Genomic DNA, 17,400 nt, shown 5'->3' with positions numbered 1-17,400 from the left:
GTTAAGACGTCTTCTCCAGCAGCAAAACGAAAGCCTGTAACCGCGTCAACATTTCGGGTGAGACGCGGATAAACTCCAGCCCACATCGTTGTCCGGATATCCAGCGAACTCCAGCCAATTCAATGTCGGCAGGAGCTTCGCCGTTCAAGAGATCGATCTCCAGAGAAATGTAGGTCGATACGGACGGAAGTTGCTCCGCCAGCATGGCACATCCCTGTGCTGAAAGGTTTAAGACCATTCCGTTCAACTTGTCCTTATCGCTCCCAAATTTGCAAGGAAGCTGGACGGCGAACCGCTGGACCTTGCGAGAATCTTGTTTCATACGATTCCTTTTCACCTCTCCAGGTTGAATCCTACCCGATCATACGTCTGTTGTCATAACTCTCTGTCATCTGCCGGAGCGATTGTTCAAGCATTCTGAACGCTACACAACCGCTCCGTGTACAAAAACCGTACAACGTCCCAGCGGAAAATTGTCCCTGCTGAGCACGAAAAATGACCGCATTTACTTGGGTTCGGTAGCGTGAGAATACCATCACATCAAGGGGTTACGCGATGGAGCAGCGGTGCTCAGAGCGGCATGCCCTTTGCTCGATGAGGAGAAGCCATGTTGGTTCGGCAAGCAATACGCGACAGACGACTGCTGAACGATCAGCAAGGGTTCACCCTGCTGGAGATCATGATCGTTGTCGCGATTATAGGGATAAGCGCTGCATTAGCTGTTCCTAATTTCACGATGATGTACGCTCGCCACGAACTCTATCAGACGACTACGAGCCTCTATAATAGACTTGTGTTTGCTCGCTCGTCGGCCATCAGCCGCAACGCCATGATTGTGGCGACACCCGCCAATGTCCCGGGCTCCCAGAGTCAAGTTACATTCACGGCCCCTCTGGGTGTCGAAACATTGCCGCTCAACGTGACCTTTGTTCTGCCGCTGCCGGCTACGCCGATTGGCTTTACGCCGAGAGGATTAAGCACGATCTCTGGGCAGCCTGTGACGATACAGCTGCAAAGCGTTCGAGACCCTACTTTGATCTATTCGATCTCGTTGGCTCCCTCAGGCAAAGTCACATGGTGCAGTGTACAGATTACTCCTTGTATTCAGAACCAGTAGAGAAGGCAGGTGAATGTGATGAATGCCCAGAGTGAGAAAGGCTTTACTCTCGTGGAAGTCTTGGTCTCGGCCGCCATTCTCGGAGTTGGCGTAATGGGGATGGCGGCGATGCAAGGCATGGCCTTTACCAAGAATGTTGATGCGAACGACCTGTCGATTGTTACGAACATCGCGTCGGACATGATGGAACGCATTCAGGCCAATCGGCAGTACGCCTGGGGATACCACAATCTCCAGGCACTAGGTCCAGGGAATTGTGCAGCCCTTCCTGCTCCGCCGCCCACCGGCGTGACCACGCTCGCTTCCCTCAACGTTGTTCGAGTGATTCAAGGTGACTGTACGCAATGGTTGAACTTGGTTCAAGCATCCAATCTGGTCAATGTACAAGGACTGGTTCAGGTTACTAACGGCGTTCCGGCCAATCCATCACTAGGGGCGAGGCAAGTGGTTGTACAGGTACAGTGGAATGATCGAGGCGCAGGCCAACGGCTCAGAATGGTTCGCTTGCAGACGACTCTTGTTGCTGAATGACATGAACAGCCAAAGGACAAGATAGGTGGATTCATGATCGCATCTCACAATCCAATCATATTTACCCAGCGGGGATTTACCCTCACTGAGATTATGGTTGCTACCATGATGACCACAGCGATCATAGCGGCGGGCTTAGGGGCCCTCACGGTCACCCAAAAGACCACCAGAATGACCAATCAAGTGGTGAATACTCAGGCGACAGCGAGAACCGGCCTCGATATGATCACGGCGGACTTGAAGCTCGCAGGTTTCGGCATGCAGGGGCTGGTGGGAGGGGCGGTACTTGGAGGGGTGGGCAATTGCGTCGTGAATGGAATGCCTGCGGCGTTGATTCCAGCTGATAATACTCCTGGCGGCCCCGATCTTGGGCCAGATTCAATCTCAATGGTTGTGCCGATGACGAATTCGATTGCCGCGGTCGGGGCGCTGTGGCAGTTGAACATCCCGGCTGTACCAGGGACGATTGGCGGTCCGAATCAATCGATTGCCACGCTCCCTTTGATGAACAATGCGGTCAATGGCATGGGAGCGGTGATTCCAGGCGGAGCCTCTGTGTTGCCTGGGATGGCGGTAACCATTGGAGGTGTTGCAGGATCACGAATCGCCGCCGGAGGAACCCCTTCAAGCTTGAACCTGAACCCAGCCATACCAGCTCCATCGACATTTGGCCACGGCACACAAGTCTATTTGCTCCAATGCATCACTTACCAAGTGATTCCTCCACCGGATCCTCTCAATCTCTGTCAGGGTAATGCGCCTTGCCTGGTCCGCGGAGTAGCACCGGGTGTCCCGCTTCCTGGGACTCCACCCAATTGTGCTAACCCAAATCCAAGTCCTCCCCTTCCTCATCCCTGTGTGCCGATTATGGATGGGGTAGAAGACCTCCAGCTGGCCTATGCCTGCGACGGTTGTAACGCCAACATTAACGGAGGAGAGCCGGACGGTACCATCGATGACATGAACGGGTCCAACTCATTCGATCAGGGAGATTTTATGGCCGGTATCACCGGCGTCAACTGGTTCCTTCAGCCCCCTGGCAGCAAGATGACAACGAACAAAATACGCATGGCTCAGGTCAGCATCGTGGCGAGACAAACCAGGACCGATCAAGGAACGGGCGAAGGAATATCAACACTTGTCCAAAACACCAATACGATACTCACGATCAGCGATCATAATCATGCGAATGGGGTGTTTGCCCTCGGCGATAACAGCACACCTGCTCAGCAACAAGCATATCTACAGTTTAGGAGACGAATCCTGACCAGGACAGTCGAGCTCAGAAACCAGAGGTACTAACGATGAAGTCATGTAGCAGATTGGAGAGGCTGAGGCAGAGAGCGGTTGATGAACGAGGGGTGTCATTCCTGACGGTCATGATGATCATGCTCATGGCCGGAGCGCTGGGTGTTGCAGCATTGACGATGACCGGTCTGGAAAATTCGACGGCCGGGGCCATGCGCATGGTGGAAGAGGGGACTGACGCGGCTGAATCATGCGTAGGGATGAGTGTCAAGGTTATCAAAGATTCAATCGACGATGGACAGGTCATGCCCTGGTTGATCGCTCCCAACGGACCGGTTCCTGCCGCCAACGCGGCCATTTTAGGGCAAGAGATCAATTTTATTCGTAACAGTCCGGACGTGGCTTGGGGAGTTGGTGCTGCTCCGAACATTGTCATGAATGTCAACAATTATGATGTGAGCGGTGACATCGACCTACAGTTTGGGAAGCAGCGTGCTGGTGGATCAACTGATGAACAAACTCCCGCGATGGACATGGTTTACCGGATAGACTGTCGGGCTGTGAATGCCGCGACTGGCGCGACGAGCCGCGTCATAGCCGTGTATCAATGCCTCAAGAGCGGTGATAGTTGTCTGCAACGCTTCTTATAGGCCGTATCCATGAGCAAGACTCGCTAGAAAAGAGGAGACCGGGCGTCATGACGAAGCTAAATCGAAAGAACGCTTGGAATAGGAAGGTAGCGTATGCAGTGGCCTTCGGAATTGTGGCGATGGTTGGGCTTGCTCCCGGGACGACTTGTGCGGATCAACAGCCTCCGATGATGACGGTCGGATATCAGAGCGGGATGATCACGGGTATCGATGAAACCACTTTTCAGATCGACCACAGGACTTATAGCTTAGCCCCTGATGCGGTTCTGCTGGATCGCCACGGCGACGAGTTGAACGCCAGTTATCTCAGAATGGACATTGAAGTGAAGTTCCATCTCCAAAAGGATTCGAAAGACAAGATTGATCGGATGATTCTATTTTTGCCGGAATAGTCTTCCGGCGGAACTCACTTGCGAGAGATCCATGATGATGTTGGAGAAGAGGGAGGGTGCCATGAATAGTGAGAACGTTGCACTTCGTGGAACCGCCATACTGATGCTGATCGGTTGTCTTGTGCAGTCTGGGGTGGGTGAAGCCCAGACGATGGATCAATACTATGCCGTGCCCCCCTTCGTCAGCGACCAGGTTGCGCCCAACATCGTTTTATTGCTTGATAACTCCGGCAGTATGAGTGGACTCGCATGCGATAACAACGATGATGGGGACTGTAGGGATCCAATTGATCTGGACTTCAACAACGCGACCAGTTGGTCAGGCTATTTCGATACGTTGCGCTGTTACACCTATGACTCGGGTGCCGACGCACGGTTCGAGCCAGCGACGGTCAAAGCGACACTCGCAGCAGCTTGCGGCAACACAGAGTGGGATGGGAATTTCTTGAATTGGGCGACGTTTCGGCGATTCGACGCGATGAAAAAAGCGATGATCGGCGGTGACTGTTTCGTGCCTCGGGCGGCGGATGGAACCTGCCCTACGAATGGAACTCCGGCGTTGAAGACTGTCCGGGCACAGGCAAATGGAGTGAATGTCGAGCTTGCTCTCGTGAATTATAATGCCGGATCCGGAGCCAATACCTATGCCGGAAGAATTCCTACGGCAGATACCAGCGGTACTCCAGGAACACTCTATATAGGCACAGGTCCCGCCTACTTTTGTGTTGATAATGACAGTACTTTCGACAGCAATTGCGGAGATGGCTACAGTCAAGGAAAATATTGGCTAAAAATCGGATATGGCACCGAGCCGACAGGGGTCATCCAACAAATCGGGGCCTCTGCCCGATTCGGCCTGTTTGAATTTAAACCGACTGGTGACGGCGCCCGTATGTTGGTGGGTGTGGGGTCCCGCCAGTCGATCGACTTTTCAGGTTCTGGAGTAGAGACGTTCAACACCAACCTAGCTGCCATGGTTGATGCGGTTCAGGAGTCGTTCCCCTCCACCTGGACCCCGCTTTCCGAGTCGTTGTATGAAACGATTCGCTATGTGGCTCAAATCAATTCTACGTACTTGGCCGGGTCGTATGTCTATCCCATCGCCTTTTCAGGAGGAAATTCCAACGGAGTGTCGTTTCAAGCCAATGGAGTCGGCTCGATCGGAGGTTCAGAAATCTCGGCATTGACAGGAACGGAAGTCTGCCCTCCTGGTTATATCGCGAATGCCTGTGGGCGAGATCCTTATTTCTTTGGGAGTAACCACACGCCGGCGTGGGCATCAACTTCTACACAAGTGGCCTGTTGCAAGACCTTCATCATTCTAGTCACTGATGGGGCGCCTACTCAGGACACCAATATACCGGTTGGGATACGGGACTATGCCCATGGTCAACATGGAGTCCACTGCACGAATGCAGATACGAGCAGTCCCACGGCTCCTATCGACACGACTTGTAACGCCCATCCGTCAACCGCGGCACCATTTCTGTTAGGTGAGCATAAGACCGATTATGCCGACAGCGGAAATCACTATCTTGATGACGTGGCCTATTGGGCGCATACCAATGACCTTCGGCCTTGCAATGGAACAGCCGATGGCTTGATCCCTGTATTGAACGTCAGTGGCCATTGCTTGCAGGGATTCCAAAATGTGACGGTCTATACCTTCTTTGCCTTCGGAAATATTGCAGGCCGTGAAATTTTGATGCACGCGGCTCAGCTCGGTGGATTTGAGGACAGCAACAGCAACAATCTTCCAGACTTGGTTTCGGAATGGGACAAGGTCATCAATGCAACAGGCGCACCTGGAGCCGATGGAATTCCGGACAACTATTTCGAGTCTTCGAACGTCAACGATCTTCAAGATCGGCTGATGGCAACGATCACAGCCATCTTGAGAAAGAGTGCCTCAGGCACGTCGGTCTCCGTGTTGTCGTCATCATCGACGGGTGAAGGGTCGATCTACCAGGCCTATTTCTTCACTAGCGACATCGGACAGGGTGGAGCGAACGTCAAGTGGACGGGCTATGCTCATGGCCTGTTCGTCGATGGGTTCGGCAACTTCAGAGAAGATACCGTAAAGGATGGCGTCCTCGATTACAAAAACGACCTCATCATTACGACGAGGTACGATAATAATCCGCTTAGCTCAACCTATAGAAAAGTGCTCGTGGATAAGTACCTCGACCTCGACGGCGACGGTGTTGCTGATAATCCCACGCCGACCATCCTGGGCGATGACCTGAAGAACATCAAGCCGATCTGGGAGGCAGGTGCGGAACTCGCCAACACCCCCTCCGCATCGCGCAAGATTCTCACATGGGTTGATTCAAATAGTAATGGCCTCGTGGATCCTACTGAGCAGGTCGATTTCAGTACGATGAACTGTAACGCCTTGAGGGACTATCTTCGCTACCCGGGCGATGTTTGTTCCGGTGGCAGTAATGCTATGAATCTCATCAACTTCATCCGTGGCGATGAAGTGGCAGGGTTGCGCACCAGGATGATCGAGTCTCCGCTCGGTAGCGGAACGTTCAAGGTTTGGAAACTCGGTGACGCGATTCACTCCACGCCGACGATTGTTGCCGCGCCGAGGGCTCGATTTGATCTGGTATATGGCGATAAAGACTACAATGCCTACTACGTGCAGTATCGTAGCAGACGCCAGGTGATGTACCTGGGAGCGAATGATGGGATGCTCCACGCCTTCAACGGCGGGTTCTATCACAGGGGCGATGACCCTGCGACTCCCGGAACCGTCGAGCATGGGTGGTTTACCAAGAATCCTACTGATAATTCAAGCGGGCCAAGTCTGGGAGCCGAGCTGTGGGGATTTGTTCCGATGCAATTGCTTCCTCAATTGCAATGGTTGGCAAAGACTGACTATACACACGTCTATTACGTCGATCTCAAGCCGACTGTGGCAGATGTCCGTATCTTCACGCCGGATGCCGATCACCCCGGAGGATGGGGCACGATTCTGATCGGTGGGTTCCGCATGGGTGGGAGTTGCGGAAGATGTGCCGTGGGGTCTGGTGCACCTCCCACGACTGCCACTATCAGTGGTGTCCCTCGTACGTTCTATAGCGCGTTTTTTGTCCTCGACATCACCAACCCCGAAGTCGATCCGAAACTCTTATGGACCTTCTCCGATATTGACCTCGGTCTGACAACTAGCACTCCGACCGTCGTGCGGACGAATCCGACAGGTGATGCCATAACGAGCAAGGTCAATGAGAAGTGGTATGTCGTGTTCGGGTCTGGTCCTAATAGTTATCAAGGAGACCTTCCAACCCCGCCGACCCAGACCGCTGCTCTCTACACGGTGGATCTGGCTGCGGGACCTGGCATAGGCAACATCAATGTAACCCGTATGCCTGTAGGGACTCTCCGATCCTTCATGACTGGCCTGATCTCGGCCGATAAGGATCTCGATTTCAGGACGGACGTTGTGTATGCGGGACGAACCTTGCACGATGGATCTCTGCCTTGGAGAGGGAAAATGTATCGCCTCACGATGGGCTGTACTGCAGCTCCCTGTTTGCCGATCAGCTGGGGCATCCCAAACGGAGGCACTCGCGTACCGACCGAAATGATCGATACCTTCAACGACCCTCTACTTGGAACGGTTCCTATAGGCCCTGTGACCGCTGCTCCGACCTGGACGATCGATGACAGCAACCAAGTGTGGGTCTTCTTTGGGACGGGACGATATATCGGGAATTCCGACAAGGTGGATAACGCTATCCAGCGTTTGTACGGCATGAAAGACAAGGTGGTGAACGGATTCTGCACACAGTCCAACCAGCTCAGTTGTTGGACGAATGATCTTGTCGATGCAACGAACGCGGTAGTCTGCATCGTTTGCAGCGGCTCCACCAATCAAGTGACTGATCCGACCAATCCTGGTGTCACAACGTTCAATGGAACGGGAACGACCTCAATGGTCGGCTTGGTGGCCTCGAAAGATGGTTGGCGCGTCACCTTGCCAGGTCCGGTCAGTATTACGAATGGAAGCATCGTCACGAACTACTCAGCTGAACGGTCTGTCGTGATTCCGGCTTTGTTTGGAGGGACGGTCTTTTTCCCAACCTTCACTCCGACATCCGATTTCTGCGCCTCGGATGGAGCCAGCTATCTCTATGCTCTCTTCTACAAGACTGGAACTGCCTCCACGTCACCGGTTATTGGAACTTCGACTTTTGGTAGCAATACCAATGTGACGACGAAAGTCTCGCTTGGAGTTGGTATGGCCTCTGCCTTGTCAGTCCACTTCGGCTACGAAGGGGGCGGAGGCGGAGGAACCGGCCCAGGAGCGAAGGTATGTTCGCAGATGAGTAACAGCAGCACCATATGCACGAATACTGGCAAAGGCGACATGTATAGTAGGTTTGTCAGCTGGGTCCATCAACGGGACTAGGATGCCATGATGGGAATGTTGTTTAAACAGGTCATGGGCGTGGAACATTCTCGCCATGACTTCCGTGAGTGCAACGAATCGATAGCGACCGATGTGCACACGTCATCTATGAACGTTACTCGGTATTCACTCCTGTCTTTGAGTATGTGGGCAGTAGTCTTCAGCACGTCATGTACCGCTTCTTCTCCGGGTGCGGCCAATGGATCAACTTCGGCTAAGGGGAACCAGCCTCCAACCATTACTTCTGCGAAGATCCTTATCGAACCTATCCAGCTGACCGGGCCTGTAGGTGTTCAGGTCGATGCACAAGATCCTGAGCGAGAGGCGGTGTCATTCTTATATCAGTGGTACGTGGATAACACCCCTCTTGCCGGACAAACCCATGCTACCTTGCCGGCTGAAGTGTTAAGACGCGGGCAGTCAGTTTTTGTGGAAATTGTCCCCTCAGACGGTACCAACAACGGCCAATCCTACCGCACAAAAGTTGCTGTCGTTGGGAATACTTCACCGAAAGTAACGGCTGTTTCCCTGACGCCTCAGGCTGCACGAAGTGGGGAGAAACTTGAAGCCCAGGTTGAGGCAAGCGACCCAGACCATGATCGGGTTGATTTGACCTACAAATGGTATCGTAATGAAATCGTGATTAAGGAAGGAGAAGAATCCTTTCTCAATACGGCTGGATTTGTGGTTCACGATAAAATTATGGTTGAGGTGACAGGACATGATCCCGCCGTTACGGGCAATTCGTCGAAGTCTGAACCACTCGTTTTGGGGAATAGTGCTCCGAGGATCGTCTCCACTCCTCCCATCTCAGACTCTCAAGGCCATTTCGACTACACTGTGAAAGCTATGGATGCGGATGGCGACCGGGTGATTTATTATCTAGAGGCCGCTCCAATCGGAATGAGCATCAATGAAACATCCGGCCATATTCTATGGCAGATCCCGTCCGATCAAGAAGGAATCTTCCATGTCAAAGTAACGGCCAAAGACGTGCATGGCGGTATGGCCACACAGGAATTCGATTTGACTTTGACCAGCTCAGGTCCCGCTAAGCCGTCAGGAACCTGAAATCTCCTCCGAATGTTGTCTCCGCTTGTGTCTGCTTTTTCTAGTCTGTTACAATCTCTTCATGATATAGGAGGGAGAGCACCCTACACTCGTGCGTAAGCTCAAGCTACGAGAAGGCACCAATACCGCTATTCTGTTCGGTCATCATGACCGGCATCTCAAGTTGATCGAGGACGAGTTCGGAGTCCGGCTCTCTGCGCGTGGGGAAGAGCTTACGTTGGACGGTCTTCCCGAGGCTGTCCGTCAGGCAGAACGCATCCTCGTCGAACTTGCCTCCCTGACCAACCAAGGGATATCACTCCAAGCTGAAGATATAACCCATGCGCTCAGCGCATTGCGCCGAGCTCCCGAAGCTTCGCTCATGAACCTGCTCGGCGAGTCGGCAATGATCGTCACAAAAAAACGGTTCGTTGGTCCCAAGTCGCCCACACAGAAGTCCTACATCGAAGCGATTGAGGGGCATGATATTGTGATCGCCATCGGACCGGCCGGAACGGGGAAAACTTATCTAGCTATGGCGATGGCCGTCAGTGCCCTGATGAACAAAGAGGTAAGCCGGATCATTCTTGCTCGGCCGGCGGTTGAGGCAGGGGAAAAACTCGGTTTTCTGCCCGGCGACATATACGAAAAAGTGAATCCTTACCTGCGGCCACTCTACGACGCATTGTTTGATATGATGGACATGGAACGAGCGAATCGTTTGATCGAGCGGGGAGATATTGAAATTGCACCCCTAGCTTTCATGCGCGGAAGGACGCTCAATGATTCCTTTGTCATTCTAGATGAAGCACAAAATGCTACCGCAGAACAGATGAAAATGTTTCTCACCCGATTGGGGTTCCATTCAAAGGTTGTCGTTACCGGCGACATCACGCAAGTCGATTTACCGAGTGATCGAGTGTCCGGCCTCATTCAGGTGAAAGACGTTCTCCGGGAGGTTGAGGGTATTGAGTTCGTGTACTTCGATGAAAAGGATGTGGTCCGACATCGACTGGTTCAAGAGATTATCAAGGCCTATGATCGTCATCAGCCCGTCAATAGCAGTGATTCTCGACATGCTCGAGGGCAGGTCGCCTCCCACCAGCGCCCATCATCCAACCCACGCAAATCGTCCGCTGCCGGCTCGTCGCCGCCCGATCTATCCGGCAGTTCTCATTGATGGCGGTTTATCTTCGCGTACGTCTCACGCGGCCGGTCGTCCGACAAACAACGCTGGCCTATCTAGTTGAACGTGTCTTATCGGCAGTCGGAGAGTCTCGATCGGAACTGAGTCTGGAATTGATTGGAGACGGACGTATGCGACGGCTGAACCGTGAATACCGCAAGAAGGATCGAACTACTGATGTATTGGCTTTCCCTATCCGCAAAGCCGTTATGCCGCGAGGTGCGGGTCCTCCAACCCAGATGCTTGGTGACGTCGTGATTTCGTTACCGACCGCCTTTCGCCAAGCGAAAGAAGCCGGACGATCGATCGACAATGAGCTGGCCATGCTGTTGGTGCATGGAGTGCTCCATCTCTGCGGGTACGATCATGAAGGTAATCCACGAGAAGCGGCTAGAATGTCGCGTCGAGAACGAGCCCTGATTCATCTGATTTCTCCTGTCCCTCGCATGGTCATCTATCGCGCTGGACGGGCAACAAGAGGTCGTTGACGATGGGATGGTTTCAACGGCTGAGCGAAGGGCTAGGTAGAACACGCAACGTCGTGCGGCAATCCCTGGATCAATTCCTCGGGCGTACACCGGACGAGGAACTGCTTGAAGATCTGGAGGCGGCCTTGCTCGCTGCAGACCTCGGCGTCTGCGCTGTCGATCGTTTGATGCAGCGGGTCCGGGAAGAGACGCGCGGGGCGGACGCAAAAACTTCGGAAGGGCTTCAGAATGTCTTAAGTCGGTCGCTCTATAGTATTCTACAAACCGTGTCAGGCCCTACAATCGATCAGCTGGTCAATGAAAGCCCCAAACCGTTTGTCGCCCTTGTCGTCGGAGTCAACGGCGTAGGAAAAACAACCACCATCGCCAAAATCGCACAGCGAGTGAGTCAGGCTGGACGACGATCTCTTCTCGTCGCAGGAGATACCTTTCGTGCAGCCGCCATTGAACAACTTCAAGTTTGGGGGGATCGGATCGGAGCGGAAGTGATTCGTCAACGGCACGGCGCCGATCCGGCTGCCGTGGCGTTCGACGGCATCGTTGCAGCCAAAGCCAGGATGGTGGACATGGTTCTAGTCGATACCGCGGGCCGCTTGCACACCAAGTTTAATCTGATGGACGAGCTGCGGAAAGTCAAACGGGTGATCGCCCAGGAGTTACCCGGTGCGCCACATGAAGTGTTGCTGGTCTTGGATGCCACGGTCGGACAGAACGCACTGGCGCAGGCCCGTCAATTTCACGATGCAGTGGGGATCACTGGACTTGCTCTGACAAAGCTTGATGGGACCGCACGAGGGGGTATCGTCGTCGCGATTGCCGAAGAATTGAAGCTTCCCTTACGCCTCATCGGTGTGGGAGAAGGAGCCGAGGACCTCCAGGACTTCAATGCTGAGGCGTTCGTCGCGGCTCTGTTCGGACAGCCGACTTCCCGCTCATAAAGCACGCATTGTCTTCGCATCGTTCACGGTCTCGTGCTATTCTTTTTTCCTAGAGTGCGGGTTTTCAGGTTGAGGAAGGGTTGGCAGCTATGATCAAAGTCTTGATAGTGGATGATGATCAGATGAATTGCGATCTACTGCAAAGTGTATTTACCCGCCAAGGATGCCACGTCATTTCGACGACCAGTGGACGAGAAGGTCTTGATCTCTTTCGTGCACACAATCCCCGAGTCACCCTGCTGGATCTTCGGATGCCCGAGATGGACGGATTAACTGTTTTGAAGGAAATCCGGGCTATCGACCCCCATGCGCCGGTGATTATCCTGGGCGGAGGAGCAACCGAAATTCAGGAGAATCAAGCACGCGCTCTACGAGCAACGGATTTTATCAGAAAAGGATTGTCGCTGGACATCCTCGTCGAAGCCGTCAGCCGACTCTCAAAGCTACCTGTGCCGCCAACGACCGCGCAGCCCTTCCTTGGTAACGGGAATGTCACCGAGCAGATCGATGAATCCGTCTTGATAATCGATGACGAACCTCTCCTGTGCGACCTCTTGGTTCGTTTTCTCGGTCTGCGCGGTTATCGAGTCGTTGGTGTCAAAGATGGTCATGAGGCTCTGCGGATAGTCGAAGATATGTCGCCCGATGCGATTGTGCTCGACCTGATCATGCCCGGAATGCCCGGGATCGAAGTTCTTCGCGCTCTGCGTGACAAGGGTTATTCGGGTGGTGTCATCATCATGACCGGAAGTCACAATGAGGAATTGCTTCAAGAAGCGTGGAGTCTAGGGCCTCAGGAGATTCTTATAAAACCGGTCGACCTTGAACGACTCTTGACCGCGATCCAGCTTGTACTCGTCTGCCGCGAGTGTTAAAAAGTTTCCTGATGTCTATCGGGAAATTGGCTCTTCAATCTTGTCTCATTAATCTTCTAGTGATCTCCGTCGTCCCGATTCGGGACGCTTTGGCCTCACCATCCAATGAAAGTTTCACACTCGTTCACCATGACCTCTCTGTCGAGCTGAATCCCGCTGCGCACGAATTGACGGCGAGTGATCAGATCGAGCTGGAGGTTGATCCACAGGTCACGTCGGTCACGTTCACACTTGCGCCTACGCTGCATGTCGAGTCCATCGCCTCGCGAACGCACCCGATCTCGGGCGGGCAACGAAACGGGGGCGGCGTCGTCCCATTCACGAGCCTGCGTCCTGCTGAGACCACGGTTCAGCGCATCACAGTCTCCCTTCCAACAGAGCGTGGCCGGAGGGTCATATTGGTCATACGCTATCGCGGCCAGATTAATGAGCCGCCTAAGGAACCACGTCACTTGCGGTTCGTCACCCCCAGCGAAACAGCGGGACACATCGGCTTGGAGGGCGTGTACCTGAGCGGTGAAAGCCTATGGTACCCCGACGTCGCCGGCTCACTCAGTACCTATCGAGTGACTGCTCAGATTCCGCAGGAATGGACCGCGATCGCATCGGGGCGGAAGGAAACGGAGACGACGAATGCAGGAAAGGTCTCCTCGACCTGGGTCCTTCAGGACGGGTCAGAAGCGTTCACCCTCGTCGCCAATAAGTTTGTGGCCAAATTGAGAGAATGGAAAGGTCCGACAGGACAACGGGTTGAGCTCCAGACCTATTTCTTTCCCGACAATGCCGGTTTGGCCGATGAGTATTTGGATGCGGCGGCAAGATACCTCGACGCGTATGTCAAGATATTGGGGGACTATCCGTTTGAGAAATTTGCGGTAGTCGAGAATTTTTTTCCGAGCGGTCTTGGTCTGCCTTCGTTCACTCTCCTCGGTAGCGGGAGCATCAAGCGGCACTACGTGCAACCCTATGCGTTGGGTCATGAGATCGTCCATTCCTGGATCGGCAATTCGGTGTTCAATCGCGATGATCACGGCAACTGGGTCGAAGGATTGACGACCTACCTGGCAAATTACTATTGGCACGAGTTGGTTCAGGACACCCGACAGGCTTTTGAGCAAAGACGAATGATGCTTCAAGGGTACAATCTCTATGTGAAACCGGACGAAGATTATGCAGTGGCGCAGTTCCTCAGAAAACACGACGAGAAGGACAATGCCATCGGATATCAGAAATCGGCCTTCGTGTTTCACCTCCTTCGCCAAGAAATCGGAGACAAGTCATTCTGGCGAGGCTTGAAGGCCTTCGTCAGCGCCTATCGCAATCAGCCGGCGGACTGGAAATCGATCGAAGAAGTCTTTTCTCGAGAAAGCGGGCAGGATTTGCGATGGTTTTTCGAGCAGTGGGTCGAACAGCCAGGCGCCCCTCTATTATCCTTGGGCGATGTCCACGCCCGCCGTGTGAAAGGAGAGGATAGCAGAGCAGCTTGGCGATTGACGGTTCAGGTGGAGCAGGCTGGGAAGTCGTTTCGGATGGCGATCCCCATCCGCATCATGATGAAAGAATCGACGGCCATCAAGCCGATCGTACTTGGACTCTCGCAAACGAGCGTTGAGGAATTCGTCCTTCCCGATCAGCCGCTACTGGTGGAGCTTGATCCTGATCTGATGGCTTTTCGTCGGCTGACGAGACGTCAGCTGACTCCCATGCTGAACGGCTATGTGACGGATCAACAGAGGACAGTGGTGCGGGCGTTTTCCGACCCTGCTTCACCGTTGCAGCAGGTTGTGTCTCGTATCATTGATCACGAACAAACGGGATCGCATAAAACGACGGTGATCTCTCTCAAAGAGCATTCCCTCCCCCACGATGGATCGATCCTGATATTGGCGGAAGCCGACGAGCGACAGGCTATTCAGTCCGCGGTGCGGGAATCATGTGATGACCGAGTTGTACTCGGAGAGGGAGGTTTCCAGATCGATGGTCAGAGGTATGATGGGCCGAAGATGGCCGTGCTCTTGTCTTGCCATCGGGCGAATGTGCCGGACAGCGTCATCACAGTTCTGTATGGTGTGACTTCAGGCGCAGTCGAAAAAGTTTCGCGGTTCCTGTTTTATTATGGGTGGCATAGTATCGTCGTCTTTGAGGACGGATCCGTGACGAAACGCGAAGTGTGGCAGGGGACGTCGGATGTGAAGGAGGTCAGGATTGATGCAAGGCCGTAAGACCGCGGAAATTTGGCTCTGGGGGGTCTGTGCCTTGGTGAGTATTTCCCCCTTTGCCCTGGCAGCTGTTCAGCCGCAGGAGACAGAGGCGTCGGCGCGTTCTATGGAACGGCATCTCGCCAATATCCGTCAGCTGACCTTTGGTCGCCAGAACGCGGAGGCCTATTTTTCCTTCAACGGGACCAAGTTGATTTTGCAATCGACGAACAACTGGCTGAAAGATTCGTCGGCCTCCACCGGCCAACCGGCCGAGTCAGGCCTGGGCTGCTATCAAATGTATGTGATGGATGTGGAAAGCGGAACCGTGCGCTTGGTGAGTACCGGACAAGGCGCAACGACGTGCGGCTATTTTTTTCCCGGTGACAGCCGGGTGCTCTACTCCTCCACACAGGCGGCCGGGTCCGATTGTCCGCCAAAACCAAAACGGGATGGCACCTATCGATGGGCGCTCGACGATTACGATGTCTACTCTGCGAATCTCGACGGACAGGACATGCGGAGGCTGACGGTGTCGCCGGGCTATGACGCGGAGGCGACGATCTCGCCTGATGGGAAGACCATTGTCTGGACATCCGTGAAGGATGGGGATCTTGATCTGTACAGGATGAATCTGGACGGCTCGAACGTGCGTCGCCTGACGGACGATGTCGGATACGACGGCGGAGCGTTCTTTTCACCGGACAGCAAGAGAATCGTCTATCGGGCGGCCCATCCGACCGATCCATCCGAAGTGGCCAAATACAAGGAGTTGTTGGCACAACGTCTGGTCGAGCCTGGTCAGCTTGAACTTTTTGTCATGAATGCCGATGGGTCAAACAAGAAACAGGTCACAACGACCGGCGCGTCGAACTTTTCTCCGTATTTTCATCCCGACGGCACACGCATCATCTTCTCCTCCAACATAGAAACGAGAGGGGACGGAGGACGCCCCAGTTTCCATCTGTATCTCGTGCGTGATGACGGAACCGGATTGGAACGTCTCACGATGGATGGACACTTTAACAGCTTCCCCATGTTTTCCCCGGACGGTAAGCGTCTCGTCTGGGTATCGGATCGAAATGCAAAGGAGCCTGGAGAATTCAACGTGTTCCTGGCTGACTGGGTGCCGTAGGGCACGGTAATCGGTGATGAACGATTGGTGGTCAGCTCCGGAACTCCAGGGAGCCTTGCTATAGATCGTGGCTTGATGAGTGCCCCGTCACAGTCATCCCGGAATAAGCTTACCTCGATCGCCGCAGTCAGTTGTTCCTGCGTCGCATTGACCATCAGCCTTATCGGCGTGGCTCAGTTTGATCTGCCGATCACCAAGTACGTGCGTTCGGTGACCATTCATCTCCCCTGGGATCAACTCATTGTCCCGTGGATGGCGTTCACCAGCGATACGGGAGACTGGATCGGCGAAGGATGGCGGCTGGCATCCTTAAGCATCCTACTGCTCCTTGGGGCATGGGCTTTTGAAAAGCCGACGATCAGGCTAGTTGCCATTCAGTCGCTGATCGCTCATGGCATCGCCGCATTACTCGCCAACGGACTGAAACATCTCATCGGAAGGCCCCGACCGAAGTTCGTCCACTCAGGAGACTGGCAGATAACTCCTTCCTTGGTATCGGGGTTGGACTCATTTCCATCGGGACATAGCACGGCGAGTTTTGCCGTCGCCACGGTGCTGGCTAAACAATTTCCTTTTTTCGGACCGCTCTGTATCGCGATCGCACTGTTCGTCGCGCTCAGTCGTATCCTTCGAGGGTCGCATTTCCTGACTGATGTTGTCGGAGGGGCGGTGCTCGGCATCCTCAGCGGCTTCATCGCTACGGCTCCATTAAGACAGTGGCGCACTTCAATCCAGGATGGGCTACGACATGCTGCGATGGGAGCGTCGGCACTGTTTGGCTCGCTCTGGGTCCTATCCCGTCAAATGGAGAGCGGAGCGGTGGGTATCCTCTTCTTGACGCTAGGGGCTGGGGCGGTAGCGGGTGGCTTATGGCTTCGACGACCTCAATGGGTTCGTCGAGGAGGAACAGGCGGGAGCCGGCACTTGAATACCTCGATGCTGTTGATCGCGTACGGCCTGGCCGCCATGACGACCTCACCTCTCGTCCTCTCGTCGGTTGGATTCGCCTGCATGGCGGCTTGGCTCGACGCGATAGGTCGGAACGGGGACTACGCCGAAAAATCTCCTGGATGGTCCATGATACGGGAAAGTGCTCTCATTGCGGGCTTGGCCATTGCCATTTTGATTCTCGTTGATGCACGAGGAGTTCTGCCCCTTCAGTGACCATAGTA

Annotated in this window: 15 protein-coding genes; 14 read left to right on the top strand and 1 reads right to left on the bottom strand. The window is 54.0% G+C overall.

Annotation, left to right across the window (positions count from 1 at the left end):
* Window position 1: 1 nt before the first annotated feature.
* Entirely contained in the window at window positions 2-322 is a 321-nt protein-coding gene (locus P0119_05055; GenBank protein MDF0665431.1) for a PilZ domain-containing protein, read from the bottom strand.
* A gap of 285 nt (window positions 323-607) precedes the next feature.
* On the opposite strand from P0119_05055, the gene P0119_05050 reads away from it, so the two are divergent.
* The 14 genes from P0119_05050 (at window position 608) to P0119_04985 (ending at window position 17,392) form a co-directional block, all read left to right on the top strand.
* Window positions 608-1,117: a prepilin-type N-terminal cleavage/methylation domain-containing protein gene (locus P0119_05050; protein MDF0665430.1), complete on the top strand. Its 510-nt coding sequence runs from the start codon at window positions 608-610 to the stop codon at window positions 1,115-1,117.
* A gap of 18 nt (window positions 1,118-1,135) precedes the next feature.
* Window positions 1,136-1,648, top strand: coding sequence for a type IV pilus modification protein PilV (gene pilV / locus P0119_05045; GenBank protein ID MDF0665429.1), 513 nt, complete (start codon window positions 1,136-1,138; stop codon window positions 1,646-1,648).
* Between the two features lie 33 nt (window positions 1,649-1,681).
* Window positions 1,682-2,950 carry a PilW family protein gene (locus P0119_05040; protein ID MDF0665428.1) on the top strand — a complete coding sequence of 423 codons (1,269 nt, stop codon included), beginning with the start codon at window positions 1,682-1,684 and terminating at the stop codon, window positions 2,948-2,950.
* Window positions 2,951-2,952: 2 nt separating this feature from the next.
* Window positions 2,953-3,546 (top strand): hypothetical protein, encoded by a 594-nt coding sequence (locus P0119_05035; GenBank protein MDF0665427.1) that lies wholly within the window; start codon window positions 2,953-2,955, stop codon window positions 3,544-3,546.
* Window positions 3,547-3,593: 47 nt separating this feature from the next.
* Window positions 3,594-3,938 carry a hypothetical protein gene (locus P0119_05030; protein MDF0665426.1) on the top strand — a complete coding sequence of 115 codons (345 nt, stop codon included), beginning with the start codon at window positions 3,594-3,596 and terminating at the stop codon, window positions 3,936-3,938.
* Between the two features lie 61 nt (window positions 3,939-3,999).
* The gene (locus P0119_05025; GenBank protein ID MDF0665425.1) at window positions 4,000-8,358 is read left to right on the top strand and encodes a PilC/PilY family type IV pilus protein; all 4,359 of its coding nucleotides are present in this window, start codon (window positions 4,000-4,002) and stop codon (window positions 8,356-8,358) included.
* A gap of 6 nt (window positions 8,359-8,364) precedes the next feature.
* The gene (locus P0119_05020) at window positions 8,365-9,429 is read left to right on the top strand and encodes an Ig domain-containing protein (GenBank protein MDF0665424.1); all 1,065 of its coding nucleotides are present in this window, start codon (window positions 8,365-8,367) and stop codon (window positions 9,427-9,429) included.
* A gap of 91 nt (window positions 9,430-9,520) precedes the next feature.
* Window positions 9,521-10,588 (top strand): PhoH family protein, encoded by a 1,068-nt coding sequence (locus P0119_05015; protein MDF0665423.1) that lies wholly within the window; start codon window positions 9,521-9,523, stop codon window positions 10,586-10,588.
* Window positions 10,588-11,082 (top strand): rRNA maturation RNase YbeY, encoded by a 495-nt coding sequence (gene ybeY / locus P0119_05010; GenBank protein MDF0665422.1) that lies wholly within the window; start codon window positions 10,588-10,590, stop codon window positions 11,080-11,082. Before P0119_05015 ends, ybeY begins: the two co-directional genes overlap by 1 nt.
* Before the next feature lie 2 nt (window positions 11,083-11,084).
* Window positions 11,085-12,020, top strand: a complete 936-nt coding sequence (ftsY, locus tag P0119_05005; protein MDF0665421.1) for a signal recognition particle-docking protein FtsY — start codon at window positions 11,085-11,087, stop codon at window positions 12,018-12,020.
* 89 nt (window positions 12,021-12,109) lie between these two features.
* Window positions 12,110-12,895: a response regulator gene (locus P0119_05000; GenBank protein ID MDF0665420.1), complete on the top strand. Its 786-nt coding sequence runs from the start codon at window positions 12,110-12,112 to the stop codon at window positions 12,893-12,895.
* A gap of 11 nt (window positions 12,896-12,906) precedes the next feature.
* The gene (locus tag P0119_04995; GenBank protein MDF0665419.1) at window positions 12,907-15,117 is read left to right on the top strand and encodes a M1 family aminopeptidase; all 2,211 of its coding nucleotides are present in this window, start codon (window positions 12,907-12,909) and stop codon (window positions 15,115-15,117) included.
* Window positions 15,104-16,228 (top strand): hypothetical protein, encoded by a 1,125-nt coding sequence (locus tag P0119_04990; protein MDF0665418.1) that lies wholly within the window; start codon window positions 15,104-15,106, stop codon window positions 16,226-16,228. Before P0119_04995 ends, P0119_04990 begins: the two co-directional genes overlap by 14 nt.
* A 75-nt stretch (window positions 16,229-16,303) precedes the next feature.
* Window positions 16,304-17,392, top strand: a complete 1,089-nt coding sequence (locus P0119_04985) for a phosphatase PAP2 family protein (protein MDF0665417.1) — start codon at window positions 16,304-16,306, stop codon at window positions 17,390-17,392.
* Window positions 17,393-17,400: the final 8 nt, after the last annotated feature.

Origin of the sequence: Nitrospira sp., from assembly GCA_029194665.1 — a bacterium.
GTDB lineage: Bacteria > Nitrospirota > Nitrospiria > Nitrospirales > Nitrospiraceae > Nitrospira_D.
This window is presented reverse-complemented; position numbering and strand designations above follow the sequence as displayed.

What these genes read in the sequence shown, in the direction of transcription:
- P0119_05055 (MDF0665431.1), bottom strand. Translation starts at nt 322, where the DNA reads ATGAAACAAGATTCTCGCAAGGTCCAGCGGTTCGCCGTCCAGCTTCCT.
- P0119_05050 (MDF0665430.1), top strand. Translation starts at nt 608, where the DNA reads ATGTTGGTTCGGCAAGCAATACGCGACAGACGACTGCTGAACGATCAG.
- pilV (MDF0665429.1), top strand. Translation starts at nt 1,136, where the DNA reads ATGAATGCCCAGAGTGAGAAAGGCTTTACTCTCGTGGAAGTCTTGGTC.
- P0119_05040 (MDF0665428.1), top strand. Translation starts at nt 1,682, where the DNA reads ATGATCGCATCTCACAATCCAATCATATTTACCCAGCGGGGATTTACC.
- P0119_05035 (MDF0665427.1), top strand. Translation starts at nt 2,953, where the DNA reads ATGAAGTCATGTAGCAGATTGGAGAGGCTGAGGCAGAGAGCGGTTGAT.
- P0119_05030 (MDF0665426.1), top strand. Translation starts at nt 3,594, where the DNA reads ATGACGAAGCTAAATCGAAAGAACGCTTGGAATAGGAAGGTAGCGTAT.
- P0119_05025 (MDF0665425.1), top strand. Translation starts at nt 4,000, where the DNA reads ATGAATAGTGAGAACGTTGCACTTCGTGGAACCGCCATACTGATGCTG.
- P0119_05020 (MDF0665424.1), top strand. Translation starts at nt 8,365, where the DNA reads ATGATGGGAATGTTGTTTAAACAGGTCATGGGCGTGGAACATTCTCGC.
- ybeY (MDF0665422.1), top strand. Translation starts at nt 10,588, where the DNA reads ATGGCGGTTTATCTTCGCGTACGTCTCACGCGGCCGGTCGTCCGACAA.
- ftsY (MDF0665421.1), top strand. Translation starts at nt 11,085, where the DNA reads ATGGGATGGTTTCAACGGCTGAGCGAAGGGCTAGGTAGAACACGCAAC.
- P0119_05000 (MDF0665420.1), top strand. Translation starts at nt 12,110, where the DNA reads ATGATCAAAGTCTTGATAGTGGATGATGATCAGATGAATTGCGATCTA.
- P0119_04995 (MDF0665419.1), top strand. Translation starts at nt 12,907, where the DNA reads ATGTCTATCGGGAAATTGGCTCTTCAATCTTGTCTCATTAATCTTCTA.
- P0119_04990 (MDF0665418.1), top strand. Translation starts at nt 15,104, where the DNA reads ATGCAAGGCCGTAAGACCGCGGAAATTTGGCTCTGGGGGGTCTGTGCC.
- P0119_04985 (MDF0665417.1), top strand. Translation starts at nt 16,304, where the DNA reads ATGAGTGCCCCGTCACAGTCATCCCGGAATAAGCTTACCTCGATCGCC.